The organism is Tessaracoccus lubricantis (assembly GCF_039544535.1).
Lineage (GTDB): Bacteria > Actinomycetota > Actinomycetes > Propionibacteriales > Propionibacteriaceae > Arachnia > Arachnia lubricantis.
Genome location: NZ_BAABLV010000024.1, coordinates 1 through 13,761, shown reverse-complemented (window position 1 = coordinate 13,761; position 13,761 = coordinate 1). Strand labels below are relative to the sequence as shown.

The 13,761-nt window shown below is 69.6% G+C and carries 13 protein-coding genes; 8 read left to right on the top strand and 5 right to left on the bottom strand.

Going from position 1 to position 13,761, the window contains the following annotated elements; all coding sequences use genetic code 11:
* Positions 1–212: 212 nt before the first annotated feature.
* Genes ABEA30_RS07560 through ABEA30_RS07545 form a run of 4 tightly spaced genes read right to left on the bottom strand, consistent with a single transcriptional unit; the run spans position 213 to position 4,271 of the window.
* Entirely contained in the window at positions 213–1,634 is a 1,422-nt protein-coding gene (locus ABEA30_RS07560; protein ID WP_345581377.1) for a sensor histidine kinase, read from the bottom strand.
* A complete protein-coding gene (locus ABEA30_RS07555; protein ID WP_345581374.1) occupies positions 1,631–2,356 on the bottom strand; it encodes a response regulator transcription factor in 726 nt (241 codons plus the stop codon). Before ABEA30_RS07555 ends, ABEA30_RS07560 begins: the two co-directional genes overlap by 4 nt.
* A gap of 33 nt (positions 2,357–2,389) precedes the next feature.
* Positions 2,390–2,917: a DoxX family protein gene (locus tag ABEA30_RS07550; RefSeq protein ID WP_345581371.1), complete on the bottom strand. Its 528-nt coding sequence runs from the start codon at positions 2,915–2,917 to the stop codon at positions 2,390–2,392.
* A 10-nt stretch (positions 2,918–2,927) separates the two neighbouring features.
* The gene (locus ABEA30_RS07545; RefSeq protein ID WP_345581368.1) at positions 2,928–4,271 is read right to left on the bottom strand and encodes an NAD(P)/FAD-dependent oxidoreductase; all 1,344 of its coding nucleotides are present in this window, start codon (positions 4,269–4,271) and stop codon (positions 2,928–2,930) included.
* Positions 4,272–4,340: 69 nt separating this feature from the next.
* Here ABEA30_RS07545 and mptB point away from each other — a divergent pair, with 69 nt between their 5' ends.
* The 4 genes from mptB to ABEA30_RS07520 all read left to right on the top strand — a co-directional run bounded on the left by mptB (position 4,341) and on the right by ABEA30_RS07520 (position 9,796).
* On the top strand, positions 4,341–5,741 hold the full coding sequence (gene mptB, locus ABEA30_RS07540; protein ID WP_345581365.1) for a polyprenol phosphomannose-dependent alpha 1,6 mannosyltransferase MptB: 1,401 nt from the start codon (positions 4,341–4,343) through the stop codon (positions 5,739–5,741).
* 628 nt (positions 5,742–6,369) lie between these two features.
* Positions 6,370–7,347 (top strand): ABC transporter ATP-binding protein, encoded by a 978-nt coding sequence (locus ABEA30_RS07530; RefSeq protein ID WP_345581362.1) that lies wholly within the window; start codon positions 6,370–6,372, stop codon positions 7,345–7,347.
* Positions 7,344–8,228 carry a hypothetical protein gene (locus ABEA30_RS07525; protein ID WP_345581360.1) on the top strand — a complete coding sequence of 295 codons (885 nt, stop codon included), beginning with the start codon at positions 7,344–7,346 and terminating at the stop codon, positions 8,226–8,228. Before ABEA30_RS07530 ends, ABEA30_RS07525 begins: the two co-directional genes overlap by 4 nt.
* A gap of 59 nt (positions 8,229–8,287) precedes the next feature.
* Positions 8,288–9,796 carry a threonine synthase gene (locus ABEA30_RS07520; protein ID WP_345581357.1) on the top strand — a complete coding sequence of 503 codons (1,509 nt, stop codon included), beginning with the start codon at positions 8,288–8,290 and terminating at the stop codon, positions 9,794–9,796.
* On the opposite strand, the gene ABEA30_RS07515 is transcribed toward ABEA30_RS07520, so the two are convergent.
* Positions 9,686–9,997, bottom strand: coding sequence for a hypothetical protein (locus ABEA30_RS07515; protein WP_345581354.1), 312 nt, complete (start codon positions 9,995–9,997; stop codon positions 9,686–9,688). The genes ABEA30_RS07520 and ABEA30_RS07515 overlap by 111 nt on opposite strands.
* An 18-nt stretch (positions 9,998–10,015) precedes the next feature.
* On the opposite strand from ABEA30_RS07515, the gene ABEA30_RS07510 reads away from it, so the two are divergent.
* Genes ABEA30_RS07510 through ABEA30_RS07495 form a run of 4 tightly spaced genes read left to right on the top strand, consistent with a single transcriptional unit; the run spans position 10,016 to position 13,400 of the window.
* Positions 10,016–10,312: a response regulator transcription factor gene (locus tag ABEA30_RS07510; RefSeq protein WP_345581351.1), complete on the top strand. Its 297-nt coding sequence runs from the start codon at positions 10,016–10,018 to the stop codon at positions 10,310–10,312.
* A gap of 57 nt (positions 10,313–10,369) precedes the next feature.
* Entirely contained in the window at positions 10,370–11,194 is an 825-nt protein-coding gene (locus ABEA30_RS07505; RefSeq protein ID WP_345581348.1) for an N-formylglutamate amidohydrolase, read from the top strand.
* Positions 11,191–12,360, top strand: coding sequence for a flavohemoglobin expression-modulating QEGLA motif protein (locus ABEA30_RS07500; protein WP_345581345.1), 1,170 nt, complete (start codon positions 11,191–11,193; stop codon positions 12,358–12,360). The genes ABEA30_RS07505 and ABEA30_RS07500 overlap by 4 nt, the downstream gene beginning before the upstream one ends.
* Positions 12,357–13,400 (top strand): glutathione synthetase, encoded by a 1,044-nt coding sequence (locus ABEA30_RS07495; RefSeq protein WP_345581342.1) that lies wholly within the window; start codon positions 12,357–12,359, stop codon positions 13,398–13,400. The genes ABEA30_RS07500 and ABEA30_RS07495 overlap by 4 nt, the downstream gene beginning before the upstream one ends.
* Positions 13,401–13,761: the final 361 nt, after the last annotated feature.

Genomic DNA, 13,761 nt, shown 5'->3' with positions numbered 1-13,761 from the left:
CGGCTTGGCGGCTGCAGCTTGTCGGGGGCCATTCCAGCTGGGCTGCTCGTTACCCGCCCTTCGTAGTGACACGGTGCTCGTTCCTCGCACGCGTCACGCTCAGGGACCGGTTCCTCGCACGCGTCACGCTCAGGGAACGCCCTTCGTCGTGACACGGTGCTCGTTCCTCGCACGCGTCACGCTCAGGGACCGGTTCCTCGCACGCGTCACGCTCAGGGACCTGGGGCGAGCGGGAGCGTCACGGTGAACGCCGTCCTCCCGGGGCGGCTCGACACCATCGCGGAGCCCCCGAAGCCCTCGGCGATCGCACGCACGATCGCCAGGCCCAGGCCCGTCGACGGGATGGTGGAGTGGGCGCGCGTGTCGTCGGCCTTCGTGAACCGCTCGAACACCCGCGGCAGCGTCTCGGGCGGGATGCCCGGGCCGTTGTCGGCGACCTCGATCACCGCCCTGTCGCCATGGCGCCGCACGCACGTCTGCACGACCGTGCCGGGGGGAGTGTGCGCCCGGGCGTTGCTCAGCAGGTTGATCATCACCTGGTGCAGCTGGTCGGCATCCGCCATCACGACGATCTCGGGCTCCGGCAGCAACAACCGCCACTGGTGCTCGCGACCCGACGCCTGGGCGTCGCTCACCGCGTTGACCACCACCTCGACGGCGTCCACGGGCTTCGCCTCGACTTGGGCGTCGGCGTCGAGCCGGGCCAGCAACAGCAGGTCGTTGACCAACTTGGTCATGCGCTGCGACTCCGAGTCGATCCGCTGCAGCGCGAACGACTTCTCACCCTCCGGCGCCCGCTCCGCGAGCTCGCTGTACCCACGGATGGCGGCCAAGGGGTTGCGCAGTTCGTGCGACGCGTCGGCGACGAAGCGGCGCAGCTTGACCTCGGAGGCCTCGCGCGCCGACAGTGCGCTCTCGACGCGGTCGAGCATCTCGTTGAACGCGGTGGCCAGGCGCGTCACCTCGTTGTTCTCCGGCAGCGCGCCCACGGGCACGCGAGGCACCTCGACGCGGCCCCGCTCCAGCTGGAGGTGGCTCACCTGGTCAGCGGTGTTCGTCAGCGCCACCAGCGGCCCCGTCGCCCTGCCCAGCACCTCTCGGGTCACCAGCGCGGTCACGGCCACGGCGGTCAACGAGATCCCGGCCGCGAACAGCGTCAGCCACATCAGTGAGCGGTCGATGTCGCCCATCGGCAGCCCCACCGACACCTTGCCCAGCCGCGTCTCCCGCGCCTCGACGCGGTACCGGCCCATGCCGGGCAGGTCCACGGCGCGCTTCACGCCGTCGGCGGGCAGCTCGACCAGGAGCAGCAGGGCCTCAGGCGTCACCCTGTCCACCTCGCCGTCCTCGATGACGCTCCCGGCGGCGCTGCCGTCGGGGAAGTCCACCGCGATGACCGTGCCCACCCGCATGCCGGGCGTCTGGATGCCGGGCACCAGGTCACCGCTCACGTGGCCGGGGCCACGACCCTGCCGCACCTGGGCGCCGTCGAGTTCGCGGTCGAGCTGGCTGTACAGGATGGTGGCGGCCGCGATCACCGTGACCATGCTGACCACGAGCGCCAGCACCGCGACGGTGATCACCACCCGCGGTTGGATCTGTGCAGCCAGCGAGCCGCGTCGCTGGGGGCTCATCCGGCCGCCGGGCGCAACACGTAGCCGGCGCCGCGCATGGTGTGGATCATGGGTTCGCGGTTGGCGTCGATCTTCTTGCGCAGGTAGGAGATGTACAGCTCGACGACGTTGGCCTGGCCGCCGAAGTCGTAGTTCCACACGCGGTCCAGGATCTGCGCCTTCGACAGCACGCGCTTGGGATTGCGCATCAGGAAGCGCAGCAGTTCGAACTCCGTGGCGGTGAGGTTGATGTGTTCCCCGGCCCGCGTGACCTCGTGCGACTCCTCGTCGAGGATGAGGTCGCCGACGACGATCTGGGTCTCCGGGCGGATCGACGTGGCACCCGAGCGGCGCAGCAGCCCCCGCAGCCGCGCGATGACCTCCTCCAGCGAGAACGGCTTGGTGACGTAGTCGTCCCCACCGGCCGTGAGGCCCGCGATGCGGTCGGAGACGCCGTCCTTCGCGGTGAGGAAGATCACCGGCACGTCGGGATCCTCGGTGCGGATGCGGCGCATCACCTCGAGCCCGTCGAAGTCGGGCAGCATCATGTCGAGCACCAACGCGTCCGGCTGCGCCTCGCGCGCCACCTTGACGGCCTCGGCGCCCGAGGCGGCCGTGTACACGTCCCAGCCCTCATAGCGCATCGCCATCGAGAGCAGCTCGATCAGGCTGGGCTCGTCGTCGACGGTGAGCACGCGGATGGGGGTCCCGTCCGGTCGGGTCAGCGGATCAGCATGGGCCATGCCACCACTCTCCCACCGCACGGTGGGGGAATGCTATGGGGTTCCTGTGGGATTCCTGTGAGGCGGGGTCGGTTCCGGGTACGACGGCGGGCGTTCCCGGGCGTGGTCGCGTGGGTCGGTCTCGATCAGCTGGCCGCCGCCCTCGTCGCGGGGGCGCAGGAACAGGTGGTCGAGGCCGGCCCGGCCGGAGCCCATCGCCAGGAACAGCAGGCCAACGACGCCGAGCACGGCGTTGTACTCCCAGCCGCCGTCGTGTTGGTAGAACCCCGCATCCATGCGCGTGGTGAGGATGACCGCGCCGTTCTGGACGATCATGCCGAGCCCCACCAGCGGGGTCGCGAGCCCGAACACCAGCAGCGCGCCACCGATGAGTTCGAAGGCGATGGTTGCGATGACGAGGCCCTCCGCGCTCGGCAGGCCGACGCCCTCCAGGATGTTTGCCTGGTCCTCGAGCCCCGTGATGTTCCAGCGGTACCAGCCGTGCGCCATCAGCGTCACGCCGGCCACCAGCCTGGCCACGAGCAGCGCGAGGTCACGCACCACGTGCAGGAAGGCATCCATCCACAAGCTCCTACTCCTCAGCGAGCTCCTCGCCGTGGATCAGCTTGCCAGAAGAGCCGGCGCCGAGGCGCTCCAACGCGAGACGTGCCACCATTTGCTGGTTGGTGACCACTCGCTGTGCGCGACCGTTGGTGACGAACGTGATGAACCAGCTCAGCAGCGTGGTGATGCGCTGCTTGAAGCCGGCGATGTACAGCAGGTGCAGGAACAGCCACGCCAGCCATGCGACGAAGCCGGTGAGCTGCAGCTTGCCGATCTGCGTGACGGCCGCGAACTTCGAGATCGTCGCCATCGACCCCTTGTCCTTGTAGGCGAACGGTCCCGGCTCGCCGCCGCCGGACACCCGGGCCTGGATGGCCTTCGCGGCATAGCGCGCGCCCTGGATGGCGCCCTGCGCGACACCCGGCACCCCGGGGACCGCGGCCATGTCGCCCACGACGAACACCTCGGGGTGCGCGGGCAGGGTGAGCCGGTCGGTCACGACGACGCGCCCGGAGCGGTCGAGCTCGGCACCTGACTGCTCCGCCAGCGTCTTGCCCAACTCGCTGCCCTGCACGCCGGCTGCCCACACCTTGCACGACGCCTCGATGCGTTCGCTGGTGCCGTCCTTGCGCCGGAAGGTGAGCCCGTCGTCGTCGAGGTCGGTCACGATGGCGCCCAGCTGCACTTCGACGCCCAGCTTCTCGAGCGTGTCCTGCGTCTTCTTGCCGAGCTTGGGGCCGAACGGCGGCAGCACCTGGTCGGCCCCGTCGATCAACACCACCCGGGCGTCAGACGGGTCGAACGAGCGGAACTCGTTGCGCAGCGTGGCGCTGGCGAGCTCGCGGATCTGCCCGGCCATCTCGACACCGGTGGGGCCGGCGCCCACCACGGCGAACGTCAGCAGCCTGCGCCGCTCGTCGGGGTCGACGGTGAACTCGGCGACCTCGAACGCCTTCAGGATGCGGGCCCGCAGCTCCAGCGCGTCGTCGATCGACTTCATGCCCGGCGCGAACGTGCGGAAGTGGTCGTTGCCGAAGTAGCTCTGCCCGGCGCCTGCGGCCACGATGAGCGTGTCGTAGGGCGTCTCGAAGTGGTTGTTGTGGAAGCGCCACTTGACGGCGCGCCCGGCCAGGTCGATGTCCTCGACGAGGCCGAGCAGCACGCGCACGTTCTTCTGGCGGCGCAGGATCTCGCGGGTGGGCGGGGCGATCTCGCCCTCGCTGAGCACGCCGGTGGCCACCTGGTACAGCAACGGCTGGAACAGGTGGGTGTTGGTCTTGGCGATGATGGTGATGTCGACGTCCGTGTGTTTCAGTGCCTTGGCAGCGAACAGCCCGCCGAACCCGGATCCGATGATGACGACACGATGCATTGCTCAAGAGTAATCGCAAGGAGTTCGGCGCGAAAATGGCTCGGGGTCTCGGTGGTCTACTCTGGCGCGGTGCGCAACTGGCTGTGGGTGACGATCGGGCTGTCCGCCGTGCTCCTCGTCGCCGGTGCCGCCTACCTCGACGCGCCCGGCCTGCTGGAGGGTCCGGCGTCGTGGTGGCGGGTGGGGGTCTCGTTCACCGGCCACGCCATGCTGCTCCTCGCATGGTGGCAGCTGGGGCCTCGCTGGCACCGGCCGCTGGCGACGGCGGCCCTGTGGTCGCTGCCCATGCTGGTGGCGCTGCCGCTGCACTCGCGCGACGCGTACGCCTACGCCGCCACGGGCTGGCAGGTGGCGCGCAGGATCAACCCCTACGAGAACGCGCTGGGCGAGGCCGGCCAGGCGGGCCTGCTCGTCGGCACCCACTGGCACACCACCACCTCGGTGTACCCGTCGCTGCAGCTCGACCTGTTCGGCCTCGTCTCCCGACTCACGGACGGCGACGTCCTCGCCACCCCCATGGCGATGCGCGCGCAGAGCGTGCTGGCGCTGGTCATCCTGTCCTGGGTGCTGCCGAGGCTGGCGCGCCGCTTCGGGGTCGACGAACAGCTGGCATTGTGGGCAGGCGTGCTCAACCCGGTGATCCTGGTGCAGTGGATCGGCGGCGCCCACAACGACGCCCTGATGGTGGCGCTGGGCGTGGCCGCGTTCCTGGCCGTGACCGACCTCGGCTGGCGCGGCTGGCGCGGCCTCGTCGTCGCCGGCCTGCTGCTGGGCACCGCGATGGGCATCAAGCAGTCGGCTGCGCTGTACGGGCTGGGCGTGGTGGCGGTGGCCTGGAGCCTCCGTCGGGGCCGCGGGCCGTCGTGGTGGCGGTTGGCGCTGGTGGCCGCGGTGCCCGGGGCGGTCACCGTGCTGACCTTCCTCGCCACCTCGTTCACCTGGGGCCTCGGCTGGCGCAACCCGACGGCGGGCAACCCCATCGGCGCCACCAGCAACTCGCCCCTGTCGTGGGTGGCCTCCTTCTTCCGCTACCACGAGGTCTTCCCGGAGGGCGTCTCCGATCGGGGCATCAACCTCGTCTCGACGCTGTTGATCGGCGCCGCCGTCATCTGGCTGTGGGTCCGGTGGGGCCCCAAGGGGCGGACGACGGCGGACCGGCCCTGGCTGTTCACCCTCGCGGTCCTCGTGGCGTTCATGGTCTTCGCGCCCGCGCTGCAGCCCTGGTACCTCACCTGGCTGCTGCCGCTGTACGTGTTCTGCCCACGCACCGTCGTGGCAGACCGCGTCTGGTTGATCATGGTGGCCGCGTTCGCGCTCCTCCCGGCGTTGCAGGACACGCTGCCGCCGTACGTGGCCATGCCCATCGTCGCGGTGCCCCTGTGGTGGGTGTGGCGTTGGATGGAGATGGGCCCGGCGGCTGATTCGGGCGAAGACCAGGGGCTGATCCGCCGCCCGGGCGCGCTCCGTTAGGTTCGGGTCTCAGTGTCAGGGTTGATGGCACCACGATCTCGGTTGTGGTGGTTGGATCCTGATCATCGGCTGTCTGATTCTTGGGCTCGGTGCCCGCTGTGTGGCGTTCATGCGTTATGTCGGCAGCTGATGTGAAGGACCGGCCGGCGTGACGTGATAGGGGCGTGGCTCCGCCCCCACTGAGATGTGTCCGCCGACCGGCCCAACCGTCCAGTCACTACGTCAAGTGAAGGAGGCAATCACCATGATTGTCGTTGGTGCTGATGTTCACAAGCGGACCCACACATTCGTCGCTGTAGACGAAGTGGGTCGCCAACTCGCGTGCCGGGCCAGTTTCGCTTCGTCGGGGAAACGGTCGATGCCGGCGATCTCGCCGAGCAGTTTCGCTGCGGTCAGCTCGCCGCAGCCGGGGGATCTCCAACAACTGGGGGGCCTCCTGACGCACCCGGGTACCGATCCTGGTCTCCATCTGCTACGAAAAGAAGAAGGCCGAAGGCAAGAGCACCACAGAAGCGCTGCGCTGCCTCAAACGACGACTCATCCGCATCGTGTTCAACACCCTCAAACCCACCACCACAGCAGCGGCCCGGACTTGCGTCCAGACCGCCGCTTGACATAGGAGTAACGCATGCCGAGTGTCCCGTGGTCAGGGCGCGCCACCGAGTGGGCCGTGCACACCGAGGGGCTCACGAAGAGCCTCGGCGACAAGCCCGTCCTGAGGGGCCTCGACCTGCACGTCCCCCGCGGCGGCGTGCACGGCCTGCTGGGCCCCAACGGCTCCGGCAAGACCACCTCGATCCGCATCCTGCTGGGCCTGGTCCGCGCCGACGCCGGCGTCGTGACGGTGCTGGGGCACCGCATCCCGAAGGAGTTGGGCGCGGTCATCGGGCGGGTGGGCGCCGTCGTGGAGTCGCCGAAGTTCGCGCCCCGCATGAGTGGGCGCCACAACCTCGACGTGCTGGCCGATTCCATCGCGGTGCGCCGCCGTCGGGTCACTGAGGTGCTGCTGGAGGTGGGCCTGGCCGACGATGCAGACCGGCTGTTCGGCAGCTACTCGCTGGGCATGCGCCAGCGGCTCGCGATCGCCGCCACCCTGCTGAAGAGCCCGGAACTGCTCATCTTCGACGAGCCGGCCAACGGGCTCGACCCCGTCGGCATCCACGACATCCGCGCCACCATGCGCCAGCTGGCCGACGCCGGCCGCACCGTCGTCGTGTCCTCGCACATCCTGTCCGAGATCGAGCAGATGGCCGACTCGGTCAGCGTCATCGGCCGCGGTCGCGTCCTCGCCGAGGGCGCCATGTGCGAGCTGATCGGCGGCGCCCAGCCCCACGTCGTCGTCGGCATCGACCGGGCCGTGATCGCCGCCGACGTCCTGCGCGCCGGCGGCTGGCGCGTGGAACCACACGACGGCGGGCTCAAGGTCACCACGCACACCGGGCTCGCGCCCGACGGTGCGGCGATCGCCGAGGCGCTGGGCCGCCACGAGCTGTGGCCGCACCGGATCGCCGTCGAGCAGGGCTCGCTGGAATCGGTCTTCCTCGAGCTCACGGCGGGCGAGGACCTCATCGCCGCGCAGGGCCGCAGGCGGGCGGTGCTGCGGTGAGGTTCGTGCACCTGCTGAGGGCCGAGGTGTCTCGGCTGCAGTACCGGCCGCGGGTCGTCGTCGGCCTGGTGTCGGTGCTGCTGCTCGGGCTGATCGGGCCGGCGCTGTGGATGAGCAATGCCCGCCCGTACACCGACCAGGAGGTCACCGAGGCGGTGCAGGCCTTCGAGGAGGACCTGCCCCGCTGCCCCGAGTGCACGCTCGAGCAGTACTTGCCGGACGTGTGGGGCCTCAACGAGGTGGTGCACATCGGCGTGGCCCCGTGGCTGCTGCTGGTGGCGGTGTTCGTGCTGATCCTCGTCCTGGTCTACGCGGGGGCCGACTTCCAGTCGGGCGCCATCACCACCCAGCTGACGTTCACTCCCGCGCGGCTGAAGCTGCTGAGCGCCCGCACGCTGGTGGCGGGGCTGCTCGGCGCGGTGCTGATGGCGGTGGCGGGCATCGCGTCGGGCACGGTGAGCGTCGTGTGGTTCGTGGCGCTGCGCGGCTACGCCGACCTCGCGCCCGGCTCCGGGCTGCTCGGTGCGCTGATCGGCGCCGTGGTCCTCGGGATGGTCGTCGGCATGGTGGCCGCGCTGGCGGTGTTCCTCTTCCACAGCGGTGCCGTGGCCGGGGCCGTGGTGGCGGTGGTGCTGCTGGCCAGCCTCCTGGTGGAGGTGCTCGGGTGGGACGGCGCCCCGCACTGGGTCTTCCACGCCACGCCCACGCGGCACGCGGAGTCGCTCGTGGTGGGGTTGGCCGAGCGCGGCTACGAGCAGTACCCCCTCGTGCGGGGGGAGACCCTGTCGCGCACGGAGTCGCTGACGTACTTCCTGGTGCTGATCGCCATCAGCGCGGCGTTGGCCGCCGTGACCTTCCGGCGCCGCGACGTCAAGAACTGAGCGTCCTGCGGGTCGGCGGGCAGCGGGCCCCGGGAGCGGAGGACACTAGACTCCACCCCATGCGTTACGTCTCCACCCGCGACACCTCGGGCGCGCCCGGCAAGCGGTTCAGCGACATCCTGCTCGAGGGCCTCTCCGCCGACGGCGGGCTCTACCTGCCGGAGAGCTACCCGCAGGTCTCCGCCGAGCAGCTCGACGCGTGGCGCACGCTGCTGGCCGAGGAGGGCTACGCGGCGCTCGCGTACGAGATCATCTCGCTGTTCATCGACGACATCCCGCCCGCAGACCTGCGCGGCATCGTCGAGCGCGCCTACGAGCCGTCGAAGTTCCTCGACCCCGCCGTCGTGCCGGTGACGCAGCTGAGCGACGGCCTGTGGCTGGCGCACCTCAGCAACGGGCCGTCGGTGGCCTTCAAGGACATGGCCATGCAGCTGCTGGGCGAACTGTTCGCCTACGAGCTGGCCCGTCGCGGTGAGAGCATCACCATCCTGGGCGCCACCAGTGGCGACACCGGCTCGTCGGCCATGTACGCGTTGCAGGGCAAACCGGGCGTGAAGGTGTTCATGCTCTCGCCCAAGGGCCGCATGACGCCGTTCCAGCAGGCGCAGATGTTCTCGATCGACGACCCGGACATCGTCAACATCGCCGTCGAGGGCGTCTTCGACGACTGCCAGGACATCGTCAAGGCCATCAACGCCGACGCCGACTTCAAGGCCCGCCACAAGCTCGGCGCCGTCAACTCCATCAACTGGGCCCGCCTGCTGGCCCAGGTCGTGTACTACTTCGCCGCCTGGCTCCAGGTGGTTCCTGAGCCTGTCGCACCCGAGGAACGAGGGTCGGCGGTGGTTCCTGAGCCTGATGCACCCGAGGAGCGAGGGTCGCGTCAGGTCGAAGGAGCCGTGAGCTTCGCCGTCCCGTCGGGCAACTTCGGCAACATCGCCGCCGGCCACATCGCGCGCCAGATGGGGCTGCCCATCCACCGCCTCATCCTCGCCACCAACGAGAACAACGTGCTGGAGGAGTTCTTCCGCACCGGCGTCTACCGGGTGCGGGCCGGTGCCGAGACGCTGGCGACGAGTTCGCCGTCGATGGACATCTCCAAGGCGTCCAACTTCGAGCGCTTCGTCTTCGACCTCCTCGGCCGCGACGCTGCGCGCGTGCGCCAGTTGTTCGTCGAGGAGTTGGGCACCCACGGCGCCTTCGACCTGAGCGACACCCCCGAGTTCCGCGCCCAGGCCGAGCAGTTCGGCTTCGTGGCCGGCACCTCCACGCACCGGGACAGGCTGGCGCAGATCCGCCGCGTCTTTGAGGCCGACGGCGTGGTCATCGACCCGCACACGGCCGACGGCGTGCAGGTGGCGGCGAACTCCGGGGTCGACGGCGCGGTCATCGTGCTGGAGACCGCGCTGCCGGTGAAGTTCGCCGACACCATCGTCGAGGCCATCGGCGTCGTGCCGTCACGCCCCGCGCGCTTCGAGGGGATCGAGGACCTGCCCCGGCACGTCGTCGACGCCCCCAACGACGCGGCCGCGGTGCGCGCCATCATCGAGCAGCACGCGGGAGCGTAGGGTCACCACGGCCATGCCCACCATCGAGGCGGCGAACAGCAGCCCGGCGGTGTAGAAGGCCCATACGCTCAGTGAGCTGAGCCCGAACTCGGCCACCACGAACAGGATGGGTGCCACGCCCAGCCAGCGCGGCCCGAAGCGCGCACTCAGCAGCGTGGCTCCGAGCAGGATCATGCCCAGCACCAGCCCCAGCATGCCCATGGCCAGGTAGGGCAGCAGGTGGGGGCTCTCGTAGATGGCGGCGATGGCCGGTGCCAGCTGCTCGTGCAGTTCGCGCGCCGCCCCGCCCCGGGCACGACACCCGCGGAGCTGGGCCTGTTGAGCGAGCGGGAGGTCGACGTCGTGCGGCTGGTGGCCCGCGGCCTGTCGAACGCGGAGATCGGGTCGCGGCTGTACCTCAGCGAGACCACCGTGAAGACCTACGTCTCCCGGGTGCTGGCGAAGCTCGACCTGCGCGACCGCGTGCAGATCGCCGTCGCGGCCTACGAATCGGGGCTGGTGCAGCCCGGCTCGTAGGCGTCGCGCTGCACCGATTCCGCCGCGCGCGAACCGGCCGTCGGGTAGGAATGGTGCATGACGGCCTATGAGTTCCTCGGAGACTGGTCCGGCCAACTGGTGGCCACCTCCATCCACGCCGGGCACGACCTGAGCCCCGAGATCGCGGAGTTGATGATCCTCGACGAGGACGTGCGGCTCCGCGAGGAGGATCCCTTCACCGACCTGATCGCCGCCCGCATCCCGGCGCGGGTCAACGTCAACCGATCCCGCTTCGAATCGGATCTGAACCGCATCCGCAGCAAGGCCGTCTACCGGGCGCCGGAGGACTGCTGGGGCCTGCAGGTGTGGGCGACCGACGAGCTGCCCGACGACGCCGTGGAGCTCGCCCTCAACGGCTATGACGACTTCTTCGGCGAACTCGCCAAGCGCCTCGACGTGCTCGCCGAGCGCGGCCCGTTCGTCGTCTACGACGTGCACTCCTACAACCACCGACGTCACGGCGCCGATGCACCCGATGAGCCGTTCGAGGAGAACCCGGAGGTCAACCTCGGTACCGGCTCGGTGAACCACGACACGTTCGGTGGGGTCGTGGGCGCGTTCCGGCAGTCGATGCTGGACCAGGGCTTCGACCTGCGCGAGAACGTGAAGTTCAAGGGCCAGAACCTGGCGTGGTTCATCCATGACCGCTATCCCGGCGTGGGCTGCGTGCTGGCCATCGAGTTCAAGAAGACGTTCATGGACGAGTGGACCGGCGAGCCGGACCACGGCCACATCGAGCGGCTGGCCGCCGCGCTGGAGCAGACCCAGGGGCCGGTGCTGGAGGCGTTGGCGCAGATCCCCGAACGGCACATCCCCCGCCTGCGCGACCCGGAGGAGGAGCCCGTGGAGGAGGGCGCGTGAGCCCCAACCCCCTGGCGATGGTGGACCAGGCCATCGACCTGCAGCTGTCGCAGTTGAGCACCAGCTTCCGGTTCATCCTCGACGTGACCCCCATCGACGCCGAGGACGTGAAGGACGCGTTCCTCGCCGGAGACGTCCGTGAGCCGGAGTTCACCTACCGCGACTACGTCATTGAGCCCGAGGTGCTGCACACGGTGCTGCACAGCATCGACGTGACACGCGTGCAGGACACGACGGTGGCCGCGCTGCTGCGCAACAAGCACCGCGAGCTGGACCTGCAGTTGTCGATGCTGCGCTGCCGCGGGTCGCAGGACTTCCGCAACCTGTCGATCGAGTTGTTCGGCGGCGTCCGGCAGGACCTGGTGACGGCGGCGGAGGCCATCCTCGCGCGGGTCGAGGCGTCGACGTGGGCCGGTGAGCGCCTCACGGCCGAGGAGTTCCTGGCGTTGGCGAACGAGGAGCTCGACTACTACCGCGGCTTGGAGCCCGACGTCGACATCCATGCCGAGATCCGGCCGGACTCGACGGGCGTGATGGTGTCGGGCAACCTGCTGCTCATCGGCCCCGAGGCGTCGGTGTCGGCGGACCGGGCTAACGCGCTGATCCAGCACGAGGTGGGCACGCACCTGGTCACGCAGGTCAACGGCTCGCACCAGCCGCTGCAGGTGTTGGGCACCGGGCTGGCGGGCTACGACGAGACGCAGGAGGGGCTGGCCGTGCTGGCCGAAGTCGCCTGCGGTGAGCTGACCGCCGGCCGGCTGCGGCAGCTGGCGGGGCGCGTGCTGACGGTGTCGCGCATGCTCGGCGGCGCGTCGTTCCGGGAGTGCTGGGGGGCGTTGGTCGACGAGGGCTTCCATCCCGGCGGCGCGTTCTCCACCGTGATGCGCATCTTCCGTTCCGGGGGCCTCACGAAGGACGCCTGCTACCTGCGGGGCCTCATCGACCTCCTCGGCCACCTCCGCGCAGGGGGGCAGCTCGGCGCCTTCTTCCTCGGCAAGTTCGCGCTCGAGGACCTCCCACTCATCGAGGAGCTGAGCGCCCGAGGGGTGCTCAGCGACCCCGTCGTGCTGCCCAGGTGGTTCGACGAGGACTCCGGCCGCCAGCGGCTGCTGGCCGCCGCCCGTTCCACCGACCCGACCGAACTCATCCAAGGAGTTGCAGCATGAAGATCGGATTCGTCGTCAACGACGTCATGACCGAGAAGGCGGAGTACACCACCACCCGGTTGGCGATGCACGCCACGAACATGGGCCACGAGGCGTGGCTGATGGGCATGGGCAACTTCGCCTACGAACCCGACGGCTCGCTCAGCGCCCGGGCGCGCGCCGGCGACGGGAAGAACTACCGCTCGTTGGAGCGCTACATCGAGGACGTGCAGAAGCCCACGGCCGAGGAGCGTCTGCCGCTGAGCGAGTTCGACGTCGTCATGCTGCGCTCCGACCCGGCCGACGACGCGCAGGGTGCCGCGTGGGCGAACAACGCCGGGGTCGCCTTCGGGCAGCTCATCGCCTCCACCGGCGTGCTGGTGGTCAACGACCCCTCCAGCCTGGCCAACGCGCTGTCGAAGGCGTACTTCCAGCACTTCCCCGAGATCGTGCGGCCCACCACCCTGATCTCGCGTGACCAGGAGCAGATCGTCGACTTCGTCAAGGAACTCGGCGGCCGCGCCGTGCTCAAGCCGCTGCAGGGTTCGGGCGGCAGCGGTGTGTTCCTGGTCAACACCGACGAGTCGCCGAACATGAACCAGATCATCGAGGCCATCTCCCGCGACGGCTACGTCGTGGTGCAGGAGTACCTCGAGGAGGCGAAGAACGGCGACGTGCGCATGTTCGTGATGAACGGCAAGCCGCTGATGATGAACGGCAAGTACGCCGCGTTCCGCCGCAAGGCGAGCGGCTCCGACATGCGCTCGAACATGTCGGCCGGCGGCAAGGCCGTGGCCGTGAAGGTGACCGACGAGATGCTGGCGATGGTCGACGTGGTGCGGCCGAAGCTGGTGGCAGATGGCATGTTCCTCGTCGGCCTCGACATCGTGGGCGACAAGCTGATGGAGGTCAACGTGTTCAGCCCCGGCGGCCTCGGCTCCTGCGCTGCGCTGTACGACGAACACTTCGCCGTGGCGGTGATCGAGGACCTGGAGCGAAAGCTGGAGATCAGCAAGCACTACAACGGCGCGCTGAGCAACGTGGGCTTGGCCACCATCTGAGGACCCGTTCCGGGTGCCGCCGTTTCCTGAGCCGCGAGTTCTACGAGCGGTCGAAGGACCAGCAAGGTCACGGTCAACGTCGTCGTGTCGCCTGGGGCCCTTCCACCGGGCGCTGGGCGCCCGGCTCAGGGACGTCGTCGGCGCGGCTGCGGGATTCTTCGGCGTCCATGCCGACAAATCCCGCACTGGAACCTGGCCCCGTGACGAGCTGCGGGATTCTTCGGCGTGGACGCCGACAAATCCCGCAGTCAACTCAGAGCCGCCAGACGACGGCGGGCCCAGCGCCCCCTCGCGGGCGCCCCTCAGGAACCGTCCTTCGTGGGCGCTGGCTCCTTCGTCGCGGGCGCCCCTCAGGAACCGT